The organism is Kamptonema sp. UHCC 0994, assembly GCF_029167235.1.
In the GTDB taxonomy this organism is placed as follows: domain Bacteria; phylum Cyanobacteriota; class Cyanobacteriia; order Cyanobacteriales; family Microcoleaceae; genus Kamptonema.
In genome coordinates this window covers 1-18436 of the sequence record NZ_JARFTR010000304.1, presented here as the reverse complement: position 1 = coordinate 18436, position 18436 = coordinate 1, and the positions used below count along the sequence as shown (strand labels likewise).

The 18436-nt window shown below is 43.0% G+C and carries 13 protein-coding genes; 7 read left to right on the top strand and 6 right to left on the bottom strand.

The window, feature by feature from the left end:
- The first annotated feature begins 189 nt into the window (after nucleotides 1-189).
- The gene (locus PY364_RS27875; RefSeq protein WP_275570952.1) at nucleotides 190-1386 is read left to right on the top strand and encodes a DUF2330 domain-containing protein; all 1197 of its coding nucleotides are present in this window, start codon (nucleotides 190-192) and stop codon (nucleotides 1384-1386) included.
- Between the two features lie 55 nt (nucleotides 1387-1441).
- On the opposite strand, the gene PY364_RS27870 is transcribed toward PY364_RS27875, so the two are convergent.
- Nucleotides 1442-1837, bottom strand: a complete 396-nt coding sequence (locus PY364_RS27870) for a hypothetical protein (RefSeq protein WP_275570951.1) — start codon at nucleotides 1835-1837, stop codon at nucleotides 1442-1444.
- 405 nt (nucleotides 1838-2242) lie between these two features.
- Here PY364_RS27870 and PY364_RS27865 point away from each other — a divergent pair, with 405 nt between their 5' ends.
- The 3 genes from PY364_RS27865 to PY364_RS27855 all read left to right on the top strand — a co-directional run bounded on the left by PY364_RS27865 (nucleotide 2243) and on the right by PY364_RS27855 (nucleotide 4930).
- Nucleotides 2243-2980: a cytochrome c biogenesis protein CcdA gene (locus PY364_RS27865; protein WP_275570950.1), complete on the top strand. Its 738-nt coding sequence runs from the start codon at nucleotides 2243-2245 to the stop codon at nucleotides 2978-2980.
- A 170-nt stretch (nucleotides 2981-3150) separates the two neighbouring features.
- The gene (locus PY364_RS27860) at nucleotides 3151-4554 is read left to right on the top strand and encodes a cytochrome c biogenesis protein (RefSeq protein ID WP_275570949.1); all 1404 of its coding nucleotides are present in this window, start codon (nucleotides 3151-3153) and stop codon (nucleotides 4552-4554) included.
- A 106-nt stretch (nucleotides 4555-4660) separates the two neighbouring features.
- Nucleotides 4661-4930, top strand: a complete 270-nt coding sequence (locus tag PY364_RS27855; RefSeq protein ID WP_275570948.1) for a type II toxin-antitoxin system Phd/YefM family antitoxin — start codon at nucleotides 4661-4663, stop codon at nucleotides 4928-4930.
- Here PY364_RS27855 and queF read toward each other — a convergent pair.
- The gene (gene queF, locus PY364_RS27850; protein ID WP_275570972.1) at nucleotides 4904-5296 is read right to left on the bottom strand and encodes a preQ(1) synthase; all 393 of its coding nucleotides are present in this window, start codon (nucleotides 5294-5296) and stop codon (nucleotides 4904-4906) included. The genes PY364_RS27855 and queF overlap by 27 nt on opposite strands.
- A gap of 180 nt (nucleotides 5297-5476) precedes the next feature.
- On the opposite strand from queF, the gene PY364_RS27845 reads away from it, so the two are divergent.
- On the top strand, nucleotides 5477-6061 hold the full coding sequence (locus PY364_RS27845) for a hypothetical protein (RefSeq protein ID WP_275570947.1): 585 nt from the start codon (nucleotides 5477-5479) through the stop codon (nucleotides 6059-6061).
- Between the two features lie 106 nt (nucleotides 6062-6167).
- On the opposite strand, the gene speD is transcribed toward PY364_RS27845, so the two are convergent.
- A complete protein-coding gene (speD, locus tag PY364_RS27840) occupies nucleotides 6168-6590 on the bottom strand; it encodes an adenosylmethionine decarboxylase (RefSeq protein ID WP_275570946.1) in 423 nt (140 codons plus the stop codon).
- A gap of 225 nt (nucleotides 6591-6815) precedes the next feature.
- Nucleotides 6816-7871 carry a pentapeptide repeat-containing protein gene (locus PY364_RS27835; RefSeq protein ID WP_275570945.1) on the bottom strand — a complete coding sequence of 352 codons (1056 nt, stop codon included), beginning with the start codon at nucleotides 7869-7871 and terminating at the stop codon, nucleotides 6816-6818.
- A 1489-nt stretch (nucleotides 7872-9360) separates the two neighbouring features.
- Between PY364_RS27835 and PY364_RS27830 the strand changes: the two genes are divergently transcribed.
- Nucleotides 9361-15225: an AAA family ATPase gene (locus PY364_RS27830; RefSeq protein WP_275570944.1), complete on the top strand. Its 5865-nt coding sequence runs from the start codon at nucleotides 9361-9363 to the stop codon at nucleotides 15223-15225.
- Between the two features lie 114 nt (nucleotides 15226-15339).
- Here the strand turns inward: PY364_RS27830 and PY364_RS27825 are convergent, their stop codons facing one another.
- The gene (locus PY364_RS27825) at nucleotides 15340-16545 is read right to left on the bottom strand and encodes a general stress protein (RefSeq protein WP_275570943.1); all 1206 of its coding nucleotides are present in this window, start codon (nucleotides 16543-16545) and stop codon (nucleotides 15340-15342) included.
- A 234-nt stretch (nucleotides 16546-16779) separates the two neighbouring features.
- Nucleotides 16780-17259: a BON domain-containing protein gene (locus PY364_RS27820; RefSeq protein ID WP_275570942.1), complete on the bottom strand. Its 480-nt coding sequence runs from the start codon at nucleotides 17257-17259 to the stop codon at nucleotides 16780-16782.
- A gap of 442 nt (nucleotides 17260-17701) precedes the next feature.
- Here PY364_RS27820 and PY364_RS27815 point away from each other — a divergent pair, with 442 nt between their 5' ends.
- The gene (locus PY364_RS27815) at nucleotides 17702-18379 is read left to right on the top strand and encodes a HEAT repeat domain-containing protein (protein WP_275570941.1); all 678 of its coding nucleotides are present in this window, start codon (nucleotides 17702-17704) and stop codon (nucleotides 18377-18379) included.
- The last annotated feature ends 57 nt before the right edge of the window (nucleotides 18380-18436 follow it).

Genomic DNA, 18436 nt, shown 5'->3' with positions numbered 1-18436 from the left:
TGAAATAGTTGGCTTAGACGATCGACATTTTATATTCTTATTTCTATTTATAAGTTGAGATTTTATCGCAACTGCTTTGAGGGTAAGCTTGAGCGTCTTGGGTAGATGTTTGTTTGGCTTAATAAAGCAAAAAGTGAGCTTGGGTGTGGTAAGCTGTTGTTCATATAAGTCTGGGAGGAGAATTGAGAAATGTCTAAAAGTTTACGAAATTTATCTTTAAGTTTAACCGTACTTCTGGCTTTACTATCCGTGAATGCCAGAAGTGTTTTAGCTTTTTGCGGTTTCTTTGTCGCCAAAGTCGATGCACAGTTATTTAACAACCGTTCTGAAGTTGCAATCGCCCATCAAAATAACACTACTACTTATAGTCTAGCCTTTGATTACAAAGGCGATCCCAAAGAATTTGCTCTGGTTTTGCCAGTGCCAATAGTCCTGAAAAAGCAAGATGTCAAAGTCATAGACGCTAAGCTATTTCAACGCTTAGATGATTTTACCGCACCTCGGCTAGTTCGATATCAAGACTTTAGGCAGAATGCACCCGCTGGCGCACCCAGAAGCGAAGCTGAAACCAAAAGAGATCGAGCACCCGTAACAGTTGTTGAACGCTTTACTGTCGGCGAGTATGACGTTGTGATTCTGAGTGCAACTGAGTCCAATGCTTTGGAAACTTGGCTGAGGCAAAATAAGTATCGACTTCCTAATAATGCTGCTCGTTATCTCAAACCCTATATCGACCAAAAACTCTACTTTTTTGTCGTTCGGATCAATTTTAAAGAACAGCAAAGACTCGGCTTCCAAAACTTGCGTCCCTTACAATTTACAGTGGCAAATTCCAACCAAATTATGCTACCATTTCAGTTAGGAAAAATCAACTCCGAAGGTACTCAAGATATCATTGTTTATTTTCTGAGCGACAAAGGTAGAGCTGAAGCCAGGAATTATACTAATGTAATGATTCCCAGTAACTTCGCTGTTCCTGAAGAAATAGAATCCAAATTTGGGGAATTTTATAAAGGTTTATTGACGACCACTATTAAAGCAGTTGGTCGTGAAAATGTAGTGACAGAATACGCTTGGGATACAGGTTCCTGCGATCCTTGCAGTACATCACCTTTAAATGCCCAAGAGTTAAAAGAATTGGGGATGAACCAGGAACGAGCTTTTATTACTCGATTGCATCTTCAATATACCAAGGGCACTTATAACCGAGATTTGGAATTTCGCTTAACTGCCGATACCAGGACTTATCAGGGTCGATATATCTTGACTCCAAAAGCAGCTTTAGCAGCAGATGCACAAACTAACAAAGCTCAGGTACAAGCACCCTATGGTAAACCGCTATCCACTTTTCAACTACAACCTTTGTTTGAAAAGTATCAGCGATAATAGTTAATTGCTAATTACTTATTATTCATAGTAGTTAGCGATTAGCCGTTAAAATTTAAACATCAGCCATTTCATATTCAAAAGGGATAGAAAAGAATTTACAGGCCATATACTCTGGGGGAAATTTCCCTATGTCTTTTGTATCGCTGGGTTGCTGTCCCTGATTTTCAGATGGATTTAGGCAAATTGCTAATAGTCCTACTCCTGCCATGAGTGTAGCAACTCGGTTCACAAGGCTGTCGATTTCTTCGATTAGTTCCTCTGCAACCCCAAGGGAGGGGGCGACAATAAAAAAGGTTTTGACTCCATCGGGACTGGGGGCAAAACCTAGAATACACTCATTTAATAGGGCTTGTGCTGAAAGGCTCAAAGAGTCGTGGAAGCGATTGATTAAGGTGCGGTATAAGGATTCGCTCAGGGCGCGATCGCCGAAAATAGGTTGATACAACATCGCAGAATTCCTCAAGCGTGGCTAATTGGAGGTTAGATAATATATTAACACTTTTTAATGTAATTTATTTCTCGAAAGTGCTGTGTGATGGGAGTCTTGACAGATTGTGACAATCATGCGATTGTTCAGCGATTGCGATCGACTACTCAGTGTGATGTGGGTTAACAGCATCAGTGATCGACATCACTTATACTCTATTTATAGGACTTATGCGTAATTGTTTGTAACGCTCCGTCCCAGAAGTATCTTTACTCCGTAGAAAGCGGCATTACGTAAGAAGATAGGGGATTTTACATATTGGATATTGGAATCAACGATCGGCAGAAATTCTAAATTGAAAATCTAAAATCAAATGACTTAGTATCCGTTACAATTTTATACAGATTCAGAACAGCACCAAGTCCGATGATTGAAACCCTGCAAACCCAACTTTACGAAATAGCACAATTTGCTAACGCTTTAGTTAAAACTCAACTGACACATATTAGCAGCGTCAGCATCGGAGTCATATTTCTTGCAGGATTGCTTACCAGCTTAACTCCCTGTACGCTTTCCATGTTGCCAATTACCATTGGCTACATCGGCGGATATGAAGCTAAAAGCCGCATTCAAGCTGCTGCCCAGTCTACTTGGTTTTCCTTGGGATTAGCAACCACCCTTGCAGGCTTAGGTATTATAGCATCATTTGCCGGAAAAGTCTACGGTCAAATCGGGATCGGCTTGCCGATTATTGTCAGCATCCTTGCCATCTTAATGGGACTGAATTTACTGGAAGCTTTGCCTTTACAATTGCCATCATTTGATGCTGCGGGTTGGATTGCTAAAGACTTGCCAGCAGGTGTACGCTCGTATTTATTAGGCTTAACCTTCGGTTTGGTAGCTTCTCCCTGTAGTACGCCAGTTTTAGCTACATTACTAGCGTGGATTTCTACCACAGGAGATACAATTTTAGGTGGAGTTTTATTGCTATCCTACACCGCTGGCTATGTTGCACCGCTGATATTAGCAGGCACTTTTACTGCTAGTATTAAAAAGCTGCTAGAATTACGCCGATGGTCTAGCTGGATTACCCCAGTTAGCGGAGTATTATTAGTCGGCTTTGGCGTTTTCTCTCTACTATTACGGTTAGCACCTATTACTTAATTTACTCTTCAATCGAATTACCAATTACCAAAGAAGGGACTAGGGGCTAGGGGCTAGGGACTAGGGAAAGAGAAAGAGATGGGCAGGATTGGTAATTAGCCATTAGCCATTAGCCATTAGCCATTACCAATTAGCCATTACCAATTACCAATTACCAATTACCAATTACCATGACATCAAAAGATATATTTCTATCTAAACTTTCAAACTGGGCAAACACTCCTCAGCTATTTTTCCGTCGAGAATTATTGCCAGTGCTAGCCGATTTACGATTGGCAATTATCTTACTACTAGCGATCGCAATTTTCAGCATCACCGGTACCATCGTTGAACAAGGTCAATCAGTTCAATTTTACCAAGCCAACTATCCAGAACATCCTGCCTTATTTGGTTTCCTAACCTGGAAAGTTTTGCTGATTATCGGCTTAGATCATGTTTACCGTACTTGGTGGTTTTTGTCAATCCTAATTTTATTTGGAACCAGCTTAACCGCCTGTACATTTACTCGACAATTTCCCGCCTTAAAAGCCGCCCGTCGCTGGAAATTTTACGAAGAACCTCGACAGTTTGAAAAGCTAGCTTTGAGCGCAGAATTAGAAACATCTTCCTTAAATTCCCTAGAAGAACTATTGCAAAAACGTAGCTATCGCGTATTTCGAGAAGGCGATACACTTTATGCTAGGAAGGGCATAGTTGGAAAGATTGGGCCGATTATCGTTCACGCCAGTATGTTAATTATTTTAGCTGGTGCAATTTGGGGAACGATGACAGGATTTATCGGTCAAGAATTAGTACCCAGCGGTCAGATATTTCAGATTAAAAATATTACCGATGCAGGGCCTTGGGCCGAACCTCAAATACCTAAAGATTGGGGCTTGCGGGTGAATCGCTTCTGGATAGATTATACACCAGATGGGAATATCGATCAATTTTATTCTGACCTCTCAGTTTTGGATGAAGAAGGCAAAGAAGTTGACAAACAAACAATTTATGTTAATAAACCGCTGAGATATCGCGGAGTCACTATTTATCAAGCAGATTGGGGAATTGCTGGAGTGCGAGTACGCATCAATAAAAGCCCCGTTTTACAACTACCAATGGCTCAGTTAGATACTCAGGGAAAAGGGCGAATTTGGGGAACTTGGATTCCTACAAAACCTGATTTGAGTGAAGGAGTTTCAATGTTAGCAAAAGACTTACAAGGAACTCTGCTAATTTATGGTTCTGATGGCAAATTATTAACTACTGTACGTGCGGGAACCGCCACAGAAGTTAACGGAGTGATGTTAACTATTGACGAAGTTATTGGTAGTACAGGGTTGCAAATTAAAGCCGATCCGGGGATTCCTTTGGTTTATACTGGCTTTGGTTTACTAATGTTAAGCGTGATGATGAGTTATGTATCTCACTCCCAGATTTGGGCATTACAAAAGGGCAATCGTGTTTATATTGGAGGGCGTACAAATCGCGCTCAAGTTACTTTTGAAAGAGAGATTGTGGAGATTTTAGATAAACTGGGAGAAGGAGACAAAGATGGTGCGATTGCGCCTACAACTCTCGCCAGTCAAAACTAATTGTAACTACTACACCCGCCTTATTTTCAACTTAGGCGGGTGCAGCACTAGCCGTCTAATCTCGTCAGATGGCATAATTAATCATAGAGCTATGAGAGTGTTAACAATGCAGAACCATAAAACCTATACAGAAGCTTGCAATAATTTCGACAAAGTTTATGATGAGGTAATTTCCAGTCGGGAACCTATCGCTATTACTCGTGAAGGGTGCGAGAGTGTATCCGTAATTCCTACAGCGGAACTTAACAGTATTATGGAAACAGTTTATTTGTTCCAATCTCAAGAAAATGCAGTACGTCTTCTAGATGCTTTACAGAGGTCAAAAGCACGTACTAATAAACCAAAAACATTAGATCGTTTGCGTAATCGACTCTAGCATCTTATGATGCCGCACCTCAATTACAGTATGCACATTCCCGCGTGGCAAAAAATCGCCCTTAACCGTCACCTCCAAAGGTTCACAGGCCGCCACAAAATCATCTAAAATTTGATTCACAGACTCCTCGTGGGAAATGTAGCGATCGCGATAACTGTTAATATAAAGCTTTAGCGCCTTCAACTCCACCACCCGCTCATCCGGCACATAGCTCACATAAATCGTGGCAAAATCTGGATAGCCAGAAAACGGACACTTACAAGTAAACTCCGGCAAAGTAATATTAATATCGTAGCGCCGCCCCACTCGCGGATTAGGGAACGTAATTAACTCCCCCTCCAAAATCTCGCGCTCGCCATATTTCATTTCCTGGGTGCTTGACTCCGTTGACAAATTCTGCTGTATTGGGGAAATGTTCATCGTCATTGACTGCCAATTTCTAAAAATATCTTTACCAAATAACTTGACTACTTTACCGCAAATTCTTCTAATTGACAGCATTCAAAGGCTAAACTAAAAACATTCCCCCTCAATACCCATCTACCTATGCAAAATATTACCCTATCTGGCCCTGCTGCCCCTAATACTTACTCTCCCTCAGTTCCCATTTCCCTCTACCGCGAAGTCGCCGCCGAATTGCAAGCAGCTCAAGCAATGCTGGAATCCCTCAAAACCCATAACCAGCAATTAGTACAGCAAAATCAACAACTGCGGCGAGAAGTAGAAACAGTAGTTCATGCAGCTCTTCAGCTACAACAAGCCGTCAACTCCGCCCAAGCAGTCAGCCAGATAGGGATGCCTCAGATGCCTCCTGTCCGAGTAAATTTCAACCCAGAACCTCCACGCCCTAACCCTGCACCCCTACACATTAGCAATTCAATTCCAGAGCCAATCCCCGCTCCCTCTTCCCTAGAACTTCCTTTCCCCTTTCCCGAATCTGAACCAACAGCACCACACCTGAGCGAAAAATTATATACAGAACAGCCCGAACGCCCCTATCGCCTTCGCACTCAGCCCAAAAAAGGCTCCGAAATCAGTGGCTTATGGTTAGCCGCCGCCATTTTTCTTATCGTCGTAGCTGCTTTCGGTGCAGGCTATTGGGTTGTGCGTCCGCTGTTAATGAAGCGATAGACCAAAGGAAGAAAACATCGCTAAAAACAAGAATCCCACAGCTCTAGCTGTGGGATTTTCAAACGAAACTTAGCATAAAATTGTTAGAATTACGCTACCTGGCTCTTCATCCTCTGGCGGCACTTGTCTCTACGAGACAAGGCGCATACTGCTCTGAAGAAGCAGAATCTAGGATGCCCACCCCTGGATCAAAACCGCGCTTAAACTCGCTGAGCCTTACCTCTTTAGCTTGCAGAGCCGTTTGTAAAACCTTCATTGCCCTTTGAGGGTTGCCACGTCCACAGAAGAATAAATCTGCGGCAAAATAACCGTACTCAGGCCAAGTATGGATGGCAATGTGCGACTCTGCTAAAGTAACCGTAGCAGTTACTCCGTGAGGGCTAAACTGGTGTACGCACATATCGATTAGCGTTGCTTCACCTGCTACGATCGCATCAAGTAAAGCGCGGCGGATACGTTCAGGATCGTTGAGAAGGTCTCCAGGAGACTGCCAAGCGTCAACGACCAGATGGGTTCCCAATTGTTTCATTCTGCGGGTTTCACCTCCACCCTATAAAGTCTCAAACCTTTTAATAGTATCACCGCCTCAAAAGATTGTCAATACTTTTTGGGTAATTGGTAATGGCTAATGGCTAATGGCTAATGGCTAATGGCTAATGGCTAATGGCTAATGGCTAATGGCTAATGGCTAATTGGGGAGAATGGGGGATTTACCTCCCTATCTCCCCCATCTCCCCTATCCTCCCATCTCCTCTTAACCGTGAGTCGCCCCATTGGGTAGAATCGCGCCGCCCAAACAAGCCTCATTCAAATTGCCAACATTCAAGGTAGCCCCGATTAAATTGGCTTCAGATAAATTGGCCCCAGTCAAGTCTGCTCCCGCCAGCAATGTCAACAACAAACCGGTACCCGACAGATTGGCATCACACAGATTAGCTCCTCGCAAATCAGCTTCCAGCAAGCTAGCACCTGACAAATTAGCCCCACTCAAGTTAGCACCCCGCAAATTGGCCTTATTCAACTCAGCCGCCCTTAAATCAGCTTTGTGTAGAATTGCCCCATTCAGATTAGCTCCCCTTAAATTAGCGCCTTGCAAGTCAGCACCACTTAAATTAGCACCGTTCAGATTAGCTCCGCTCAAGTCAGTTCCTTGCAAATCAGCTCCACTTAAGTTAGCAACACACAAATTTGCCTCCCGAAAACTTGCCTCGCTCAAGTTTGAGGAGTGCAAATTAGCGCCGCTAAGATTCCCACGATTGGCGTAAGCTCGAATTAGAGTTGCCCCACTCAAATTTGCCCCGCTCAAGTCTACTTCGCTCAAAATCGCTCTAATCAAATTTGCTCTACTTAAATCAACTCCATTGGCAGTCGCTCGGCTCAGAGTTGCCCCACTCAAGTTAGCTTCCACTAACTTTGACCCATTTAGCAAACAAGCTCCAACCAGACTCGCTCCAATCAAAACCGCTTTACTTAAATCAGTCTGAGAAAAAATAGCTCCGCTGAGGTTGGCTCCACTTAGGTCTGCTCCTAATAAGATAGTTCTAGTTAAACTAGCTCCGCCGAGATTGATTTCAATCAGTTTAGCCTTAGATAAATTAGCTCCGCTTAAGTCTGCTCCATTTAAATTTGCTCCGATTAGTTTGGTTCTTGTTAAGTTAGCCCCTCTCAAATTTGCGTTACTCAGATTTGTCCGATTCAGATTGGCTTCACCTAGATTAGCGGCAATCAGGTTAGCCCCTCTAAAATCTCTTTCCCCTTGTCTATGTCGTTCTAACAATTCATTGGTGCTTAAAAGCTCAGTGGAATTCATAAAAAAGTTGAGTAGTTTTCCTGAATGTGTGGATATTCTCGGCTGTCCGCAAATTTCTGTAGGACTTACGCATTAGTTACGTAACGCCGCCTTCTAGGCGGTATTCTAACCGCCTAGAAGGCGGCGTTACAGAAAAAAGTTAGCGAGCCGAAATTGTCAGCAGTTGGTTCAAAAGAAAGAAATAGAAAAGTTGTTAATGCTAAGCAGCACCATATTGGCGCAGCTCCATTTTCGGTAGAATGATTTCGGATTTGCTTAGGTTAAAGGGAAGTTTTAAGTTTCGACTTTTAAGAGATTGCAGATTTCTTCGCAACCAGTTGCGGTTTTGATGATTGAGTTAAACTATTCAAGGCTTAACAACTACTATTTATCACTACCTAAAAACTCAATTCTGGCAACTCTTAAAATAATCACAATTAAAGGCTCCCTCAAGCCAATTGCTAATTCCCAAAATCCCAAATTTTTTTGATTACTATTGCCGCCTTAGACAATCAAGAGTCTAGGGTTTTCCTAGGGGCATCCCTACCGCATTCCTGACTATCAAGCGGTTTAGGGTTTTGTTTAGCTACTGTCACCTCCCATCACTGCATATTGTTGCAGTGAAAACCGAAGGTTCGGCTGTTTTCCTATCAGTGATGAATATTCAACAGAAGCACAAACGAAAATTCTCAGGAGTTCTTGCCATCTAAACGCGGTTCGCGTCTGTGCAAAAACCTCCTGTATTCTTGTGCTTCTGGGCTTACTGCCACCTTCTCCTAAATCCATAGAGGGCTTGTGGTTCTAATTAACAGAACACCAGGCACGCTGACGCGCTCCCGGACATACTAGCTTGATTCTGGGGTACTCGAACGCCGAGCTGAAACATTCCCAGGAAAAACGCCTGAGCTTAGCAGGTCTTGCCAATGGCAACATCAATAGTTGCGAGCTTACGGATTATCGGCCTAAGTCTTGCGGTTATCTGCTGGAGATGCCCCAATCTCGGCAAATGGTGGCAATATTAGTCTAATATTTGCCCCCAACCCCAGGCCCTACTCGGCTCCTGGTGAGCGGCTACTTCACCTATAATTAGCTGAAATTAGCTGCCCCATACTTAAAGATAATCGCTAGTAGAGGTCTGAGGCAAGAGATAGTCTGAGTTAATTTGGATGCTCTATCCTACTTCTATGCCGCAGGACAAGTGGTAGCAGGGGATACAGACTTAATATTATAGGATAGTTAAATCAATAAGATTTGCAATCTTGAAGTTGCTGGCAAAGAGCGATCGCGCAGGCAACTAAGTCGCATCGTTCCGCACGGTTTCCTGAAGTTTCAGGAGAGGCGATCGCTTTCTTGCTGGGTTTGTTAAAAATTACTAAAAAGATATACAGTTATATTGTAAGTAAAAGATGTTCAAGATATACATAAAAAGAATACTAGGTTAAGCTATGCAATATTGCCACTACTTTAATCGTTTATTGAGCAGTGAAAAAAATCTTTTCTAGCATTCAATATGGCAGCAAAAGCAGATTTAAACTTTACAATTCCTGGTTACTGTCTGATGGAGCAAGTTTATAGTGGCTCCCAAACAGTGGTTTATCGCGCGGTGACAGAAAAAGTGACTTCAGAGTGTGAACCGCGTTCTGTAGTAATCAAGATTCTGCACCAAGACTATCCTAGCTTCAAAGAGCTGTTGCAGTTTCGCAATCAGTACGCGATCGCTAAAAATCTTGACATTCCTGGAATTGTGCATCCTTACAGCTTAGAAGCTTGTGGCAACAGCTATGCGCTGGTGATGGAAGACTTTGGCGGAATGTCACTGCGAGACTATGCTCGCAGCGTAGCGCTTTCAGTACCAGAAGTGTTAGAGATTGCCCTACAAGTTGCTAATATCCTCCACGCTCTACACCACCATCGCGTCATCCACAAAGACATCAAACCTGCCAATATTCTCATCCATCCCGAATCGAAACAAATTAAACTTATTGACTTTAGCATTGCCTCATTATTGCCAAAGGAAACCCAAGAAATTAAGAATCCCAACGGGTTAGAAGGTACACTAGCATATCTAGCACCGGAACAAACTGGGCGGATGAATCGAGGTATTGATTACCGAGCGGATTTTTACGCACTAGGCGTGACATTGTTTGAACTTTTAACAGGACAATTGCCCTTTCAATCCAATGACCCGATGGAATTGGTACATTGTCACATCGCGAAGCAACCACCATCCCTCAGTAAATTCAATTTGCCATCGGCGATCGCGAGTATTGTAATAAAATTGATGGCAAAGAATGCCGAAGATCGCTATCAGAGTGCTTTAGGTTTAAAGTATGATTTACAAACTTGTCTGGAGCAATGGCAAGAAACAGGATCGATTGAACCCTTTGAGATTGGAAAGCGGGATCTGTGCGATCGCTTCTTAATTCCCGAAAAACTTTATGGTCGCGAAACGGAAGTTCAAACTCTCTTAAACGCTTTTGACCGCGTTGCCAATGGCACATCCGAATTGATGTTAGTAGCGGGATTTTCTGGCATTGGTAAAACCGCAGTAGTTAACGAAGTCCATAAGCCAATTGTCCGGCAGCGGGGCTATTTCATCAAAGGCAAATTTGACCAATTCAATCGCAACATTCCCTTTTCTGCCTTTGTGCAGGCATTTCGCGATTTGATGGCGCAGTTGTTTTCAGAATCGGATTTGCAACTGCAAACCTGGAAAACTAAAATTCTCGAAGCCTTGGGAGAAAATGCCCAAGTCCTAATCGATGTAATTCCAGAACTGGAACGCATCATCGGAGTTCAGCCACCAGCAACAGAACTATCAGGAACTGCGGCCCAAAATCGATTTAACTTACTATTCCAGAAATTTATTCAAGTCTTCACCACAGCAGAACATCCATTAGTAATGTTTCTGGATGATTTGCAGTGGGCAGATTTAGCATCGCTGAAGTTAATGCCGTTGCTCATAGGCGAATCGCCAGCGGGTTATTTGCTGGTGATTGGAGCCTATCGCGATAATGAAGTATTTGCAGCACATCCATTGATGCTGACACTGGAAGAAGTGGTAAAAGCGGGAGCAATAGTAAACACCATCACGTTAAAACCACTGTCTGAAAGCAGTTTAAATCAGCTAGTAGCAGATACCCTCACTTCTGCAACAGTCTTAGCACAGCCTTTAACAGAATTGGTGTATCAGAAAACCCAGGGTAATCCCTTTTTTGCCACGCAGTTTCTCAAAGCAATTTATCAGAATGGATGGATTACCTTTGAAGCTGAAATGGGACATTGGCAATGTAATCTTACCCAAGTGCGGGCAGCAGCATTGACCAATGATGTTGTAGAATTTATGTCTCAACAATTGCAGAAGTTACCAACCACAACTCAAGAGGTTTTGAAATTAGCTGCTTGTATTGGGAACCAGTTCGATCTGACAACATTGGCAATTGTTTCAGAGAAGGAAGAGACTGAAACCGCAACAGCCTTGTGGAAAGCACTACAAGAAGGGTTGGTATTACCTGAAAGTGATATTTATAAATTTTATTTGGGAAGTGAACATACAATTTCTCAAGGGAATCATCAAACAGTTAGCTATCGGTTTTTACACGATCGCGTTCAACAAGCTGCTTATTTTTTGATTCCAGAAGAACAGAAAAAAGTAACGCATTATCGGATTGGTCAACGATTACTGAAGAATACCTCTCAGATTAACCGAGAAGAACGAATTTTTGAGATTGTTAATCAAATTAATATTGCTGTGGAATTAATTGAGCCAGCCACAGAGAGAGAAGAAGTTGCGAAGTTGAATTTAATTGCTGGTTGCAAAGCTAAGAATTCTACCGCTTATAATGCGGCTGTTAAATACTTTACTGTAGGGCGAAATCTCTTAGCTAGCAATCGCTGGTTAAGTCAGTACGATCTAACACTAGCGCTGTATGTAGAAGCAACAGAAGCAGCCTATCTCAACACTGATATCGATGAGATGGTAAGTCTTGCAGAAGAAGTTTTGCACCAGGCAAAAACAGCATTAGATACAGTTAAAGTCTATGCAGTCAGAATTAATGCTTATACATCGCAGGGTCAGCTACTCGAAGCCATCAATACGGGATTAACTGCACTCAAGCAATTTGAAATCGATCTCCCTGCATCACCCGAAATAGAAGATGTGGCACGAGTTAGTCAAGAAACCCAAGTGCTTCTTGATAGCAGAAAACCTGCGGATTTACTCAATCTTCCAGAGATGATAAACCCTCAAATGTTGGCAGCTTTGCAAATTTTGGATGTCATCTCTATTCCTGCTTATTTGGCGAAACCTAATTTAAATTCGCTGGTTATCATGACGCAGATGAAATTGTCAATGACCTATGGCAATGCTCCTAGTTCTGCGTTAGCTTACTCTAGCTATGGTTTATTTCTGTGTGCCGTTGCTGGCGAGATTGAACGGGGTTATGAATTTTCTCAACTAGCATTGAACTTATTAGTAAAACTCAAAGCTAAAAAGATTGAAGCCAGAGTTTTATTTGTGACTACTACTTTTATTGTTCATTGGAAAGTTCACGGTAGAGATACCTTAAAGCTACTGCAAAATGCTTACTCCAGTGGGTGGGAAAGCGGAAGTTTAATGGACTTGGGCTATGCGGCTTATGCTTATGGTTTTCATGCCTATTTAACGGGTTATGAGTTACCTCAACTAGAGCAAGAAATGACAGCTTATAGCAAAGTTTTGGGACAAATTAATCAGCAGACACAGCTTAACTACAATGAACTGTATCGAGAGATGGTTTTAAATTTGCTTGGTCACAGGACAAATCCATCTTGTTTGCTGGGTGAAATCGAGAAAGAACTAGCACTATTAGCGCGATATCAGCTAGCTAATGACAAAACTGGATTATGGCATTTCTTTTTCATTAAAGTAATGCTGTGCTATTTGTTTCAAGAATTTGAAAAAACGCTCGAATATATTGAACAAGCAAAACATTATTCATCAGGAGGGAAAGGAATGTTTAATATTCCTACCTTCTATTTTTATGTTTCTCTTACTCAGTTAGCTATCTACTCCAATCATCAAAAATCTGAGCAAGAAACTATCCTGCAACAAGTTACTGCCAATCAGAAAAATATGCAGAGATGGGCAACTTATGCCCCGATGAATCATCTACACAAGTTTCATTTAGTAGAAGCAGAAAAACATCGAGTTTTAGATGAAAAAATGGCAGCAATAGAACTGTACGATAGCGCCATTGCAGATGCTAAAGAAAATGGATTTATCCAAGATGAAGCTCTTGCCAACGAGCTCGCTGCTAAATTTTATCTCGATTGGGGTAAAGAAAAAGTTGCCGCAGGTTATATGCAGGAAGCCTACTATTGCTACGCCCATTGGGGCGCGAAAGCCAAAACTGACGATCTAGAAAATCGTTATCCTAATTTACTGCGCCCAATTCTCCAACAAGCTACCCAAACTATTAATCCTTTTGAAACCTTAGCCAGTATTTCCGCTCCTAATTACTCGATCCATAGCTACACAACAGCCAGTTCTTCTTCTAGTACAAGTATCAATACCGCTCTAGATTTTGGTGCCATTCTCAAAGCATCTCAAATCCTTTCCAGCACAATTCAAATTGAGGATCTACTGCACCAATTGACTCAGGTTATTCTGCAAAACTCTGGCGGCGATCGCTGCGCGTTAATCCTACCCAATAGTCAGGGACAATGGCAAATGCAAGCTATTGCGACACCGGAAGAAACGCAACTTTGTTCAGTACCTTTAGATTGTAATCTGGACTTGCCAGTTAAACTGATTCAGTATGTTAAAAATACTAGAGAAGTGGTGGTAATTGAAGATATGAAAACTAATCTGCCGATTCTAGATGAATATTTAATACAGAGAAAACCCAAGAGTATTCTATGCTTGCCCATCCTCAATCAAGGCAAGTTACTCGGCATTCTCTATCTGAAAAATCGTACAACGAGCGGAGTATTTACCAACGATCGCATCCTCATTCTTAACTTCCTGTGTACCCAAGCCGCAATTTCTTTAGAGAATGCCCGTATTTATCAAGAATCACAAACCTATGCTCAACAGTTAGAACAATCTCTGGAAAAATTACGGGTGAGTGAAACCCGCTTCCAGAAACTTGCTGATAATGTTCCGGGATTGATTTATCAGATTCGCATTAAAGCCGATGGTTCAGCTTCCATGCCCTATGTAAGTTCTGGGTGTCAAACTCTTTACGAAGTAGCGGCAGAGGATATGATGACTGGGAAATATAGCCTACGTGATTTTGAATATCCCGACGATCGAGTAGAGGTTTTTCAAGCAGTTATGGAGTCAGCACAAAATCTCACCCCATTTCGACATGAGTGGCGCATTATTACACCGAATGGGAATTTGAAGTGGGTGAAAGCGGCTTCTCAACCAGAACGCTGGGAGGATGGTGAAATAGTATGGGATGGAATGCTGATTGATATTACCGATCGCAAATGTGCCGAAGCTGCCGTCCTTCAGAAATCCCAGGAACTCGAACAAGCCTTGGTAGAATTGCAAAATGCCCAATTGCAAATGGTACAAAACGAAAAAATGGCATCGCTGGGTAACTTGGTGGCAGGGGTAGCCCACGAAATCAATAACCCGATGGGCTTCCTTAATGGCAGCATCAATAACGCTAAGGATTATGTGCAATACTTACTGGAACATCTGGGACTTTATCAAGAACATTATCCTCTCCCAGTCGCACCTATCCAAGAAAATGCTGAAGACATTGAGCTAGAATTTCTTACTGAGGACTTACCGAAGTTACTCAACTCGATGAGAGGTGCAACCGATCGCATCAAAGGCATCAGCACCAGTCTCCGCATCTTCTCCCGCGCCGATACCGATCGCAAAGTTAGTGCTAATCTTCATGAAGGCATTGATAGCACCCTGCTGATTCTCAAGTATCGCCTTAAAGCTAATGAAAATCGTCCGGCGATCGCAGCGATCCAAGATTATGGCGAATTACCCCCAGTCGAGTGCTTCCCCGGTCAGCTTAACCAGGTATTTATGAATATTTTGGCGAATGCGATCGATATGTTCGACGAGATGGCAAAAACTCGATCGTTTGATGAACTCACAGCCAATCCTCAACAAATTACCATTCGGACAGAAGCGATCGCCAATCAGGTATTAGTTCGGATTGAAGACAATGGTAAGGGCATGAGCGAAGCCTTGCAAGCCCAAATATTTGACCATTTATTTACGACTAAAGGTGTGGGGAAAGGTACGGGATTAGGGTTAACCATCGCCCGTCAAATTGTCGTTGAAAAACATGGTGGGGCGATCGAAGTTGCTTCAACTCTGGGGCAAGGAACAGCCTTCACAATTCACTTGCCTGTGAAAGGGTAAAAACAACAAGGCAGGAGGCAGGAGGCAGGATTTCAGAATCAAACTTTGGGTGGATTCATCCCCCAAAGTTTGTCAGAGCAGAATCCCCGAGTCTTCAGACCAGAGAGTGTTAACTTATCGCAAGCGGCGAGTGCTTGCATCAGGCTCGTTGTAAAGCGGGGTGGTATCGACGCTAGGAGTACCGGGAGTGCCATAGTTAGCACGAGCTGTATCTACGCTGGGGTAATCGAAAATTCCCCAGTCTTGAATGCCTCGCGCACTCAGAACAGATTCGGCTCTGGCGATCTCCTCCTCTGTCCCTTTCACCATCACCAGATAATAACCCTTCGCTACTCGATCGCTATAAGCTTTAGCCCGCTCTTCGGGAATTCCCAAGCCGACTAAGGCCCCAATCAAACCGCCAGCGGTGGCACCAATTGCCGTACCTGTAAGGGTAGTGGCGAGTGCAGTTGCACCAGCTCCAGCCAGCATAATTGGGCCAATGCCAGGAATTGCTACCAAACCTAAGCCTACGAGCAAACCTGTCAAACCGCCTAAAGCGCCCCCTGTCATTGCGCCTTTAGCTGCGCCTAAATCGGCTTTGTTGCCGGTGCTATCTTCTACATCAACGCCTGCAATGTCATTTTTGTGTTCGGCATCCCGGGCGATGACAGAAACGTTGTCCATATTAAAACCAGCATTTCTCAGCTCGTTGAGCGCTTGTTCTGTCTCGTTGCGGGTAGGGAAAGCACCTACTGCTCGCTTGTCTCGGTGGGAAACTCTACCTCTATCTTCGCCGCTGGGTACGTCGTAGATCCCCCAGTCTTGAATTCGGTAGGTAGTGAAGATGCTTTGAGCTGTGGCAATTTCAGCGTTAGTACCTTCTACAAATACTAGATAGTCGCCCCTTGAGAGGCGATCGCTGTAAACTCTTGCTTGTTCTTCAGGAACACCCAAACCTATTAATCCACCGACTAAACCGCCAGCAGCAGCACCGATCGCGCCTCCCACTAAAGCATCTCCCAGGAGAGTTGCGATCGTACCACCCGCTACTATCGGGCCAATTCCTGGAATAGTCAGGGCAGTTAGGCTTCCGATTAAGCCAATCAAGCCTCCCGTAACCGCCCCCGCTGTAGCACCTGCTTTAGCGCCGTGCTCCACTTGCTTGTCTTTACCAGTAGTAACCTTGGCTCCAGCGATGTTGTCACCGTCGGTATTTTGCGCGACTACCGAAATTTTATTCATGGGAAAGCCTGTATTTTGCAGTTCCCTAAGCGCCATTTCTGTGTCTCTATAGTTAGAAAATGCTCCTACTGCTCGCTTTTGTTGACCTAAAGCCATTTTTTTACATCCTCTGCTTGCTATGTTTTGAATTTGTACAGCTACAAAATCTATTTCTGATTTGTGCTATCACTAACATTTATTGCCTTTTTCCCTAGCATTTTCATCGGTCGCTAGGGGGAACCTGATTATCTATCAGAAGATAGATAGAACGCCGATTTTTGGAGCCATAATTCAGAATCAAAAACCCATAATATCGATGGATTAATGTCAATTTCTGATTGCTGGATTTACCTATTTACTTGGCTTGGGTTGATCGGGATTGGCGGTGGCGACAACTGCTTTATTGGTCACGCTATTGACACCTTTAATCTCTTTAGTTAAAGGTTCAATACTGTCTAAATCTTTTTGATTGGGGACTGTCCCTGATATAGTAACTGCACCATCTTTAGCGGCAACAGTTAGTTGGCCGCCGGTGATGTTGACCTCTAATTTAGAGCGTACTTCACTCTCTAGGTCGCGATTTGCTCTGTCTGTATCGCCGCCAGTTATATTGTTACGCTGTTCTCGCGCCCGAATATCAGAGTCTGCTTGTGCTCTGCGAGTCTCGCTAGTAGCATCAGCTTTGTCATTTTTAACGGTCTTAGCATCTGGTGTTTTGATATCTTCCTGAGTAGAATTAGGAGCATTAGCACTAGATTTCGCAACGTTGTCGCAAGCTGCAACTCCTAATAATAAGATGCCACTAAGGAGAAATGGTGTTAGCTTCTTCATATTTAAGGAACCTCTTGTTAAGATTGGATTAGCCAGATGGACTTGTTATTTGTCCTTTGCAAAACTTATACTAGCTTTCATTAAATATAGAAATTCAGGGAAATATTTACATCGGTCTCTAGGTGTAATATCAATCTGTGTCGCTAGGGAGAGGATAAATATTAAGTACAAAAGTTATGATTATATTGGTATAATATTTGTTAACGCCGGGACTGGTTTGCTATGTATCGACAGTTTTAGCCACAAGTTGCGGAAAACTGGATATTTACATAATCATCAGCGGATGAGGAGTTGGAAAATAAGTTATTCCCTAATGCCAGTTAAGAATGTCTTCTAAATTTGCATATCTGTTTGTAGCGATCGCGCTTGCTTGAGTCAATCCCTAAACTAGCTCTATAATAGATTAATCAAATGTAAAGTTTTACTAAGAGCTCGGTAAATAATGACCACTTTAAGCATAGAGCAAATTTCAATCCAGTTAGAAAGCCAAAATTCAGCCGATCGGATGGTAGCTTTAGCCAACCTGCGGCACATTTCAGCGGCGGAGGCAGTACCTTTAATAAAAAAGGTATTGAACGATGAAAATTTACAAGTGCGATCGATGGCAGTTTTTGCCCTTGGCGTAAAACCCACCGAAGAATGCTATCCGATTCTAGTTAAATTGTTAGCCAATGACTCAGACTATGGCATTCGCGCCGACGCTGCTGGGGCTTTAGGCTACTTAGGAGATATTAGAGCTTTTGATGCTTTAATACAAGCTTTTTATGAAGATACCGACTGGTTAGTACGCTTCAGCGCCGCCGTATCTTTGGGTAATCTCAAAGATCCCCGTGCTCGCGACGCGCTACTACAAGCCTTGGATAGCAAAGAAGTTGTCATGCAGCAAGCAGCAATTTCAGCCTTGGGTGAGATCAAAGCTGTGGAAGCAGTAGAAGCTATTTTGCGATTTGTCCAGTCGGAAGATTGGCTAATCCGTCAGCGTCTTGCTGAAGCTTTGGGGAATTTACCTAGTCCTAAGAGTATTTCAGCGCTGAAATATTTAGAAAAAGACAGCAATTCCCAAGTATCTCAAGCTGCATCTATTTCGCTTCAGCGTTTATCGGATGGGGAAGGGATTTAAACAGGTTTCAATTTTGAATTTTGACAAGACTTAGGCAAAAGTATCCGTAACGCCGCC

Bases quoted from the DNA above. Each gene is read 5' to 3' on its own strand.
- speD (WP_275570946.1), bottom strand. From the start codon at position 6,590: ATGAAACAATTGGGAACCCATCTGGTCGTTGACGCTTGGCAGTCTCCT.
- PY364_RS27815 (WP_275570941.1), top strand. From the start codon at position 17,702: ATGACCACTTTAAGCATAGAGCAAATTTCAATCCAGTTAGAAAGCCAA.
- PY364_RS27845 (WP_275570947.1), top strand. From the start codon at position 5,477: ATGCAAAATATTACCCTATCTGGCCCTGCTGCCCCTAATACTTACTCT.
- PY364_RS27865 (WP_275570950.1), top strand. From the start codon at position 2,243: ATGATTGAAACCCTGCAAACCCAACTTTACGAAATAGCACAATTTGCT.
- PY364_RS27870 (WP_275570951.1), bottom strand. From the start codon at position 1,837: ATGTTGTATCAACCTATTTTCGGCGATCGCGCCCTGAGCGAATCCTTA.
- PY364_RS27875 (WP_275570952.1), top strand. From the start codon at position 190: ATGTCTAAAAGTTTACGAAATTTATCTTTAAGTTTAACCGTACTTCTG.
- PY364_RS27820 (WP_275570942.1), bottom strand. From the start codon at position 17,259: ATGAAGAAGCTAACACCATTTCTCCTTAGTGGCATCTTATTATTAGGA.
- PY364_RS27860 (WP_275570949.1), top strand. From the start codon at position 3,151: ATGACATCAAAAGATATATTTCTATCTAAACTTTCAAACTGGGCAAAC.
- PY364_RS27830 (WP_275570944.1), top strand. From the start codon at position 9,361: ATGGCAGCAAAAGCAGATTTAAACTTTACAATTCCTGGTTACTGTCTG.
- PY364_RS27835 (WP_275570945.1), bottom strand. From the start codon at position 7,871: ATGAATTCCACTGAGCTTTTAAGCACCAATGAATTGTTAGAACGACAT.
- queF (WP_275570972.1), bottom strand. From the start codon at position 5,296: ATGAAATATGGCGAGCGCGAGATTTTGGAGGGGGAGTTAATTACGTTC.
- PY364_RS27855 (WP_275570948.1), top strand. From the start codon at position 4,661: ATGCAGAACCATAAAACCTATACAGAAGCTTGCAATAATTTCGACAAA.
- PY364_RS27825 (WP_275570943.1), bottom strand. From the start codon at position 16,545: ATGGCTTTAGGTCAACAAAAGCGAGCAGTAGGAGCATTTTCTAACTAT.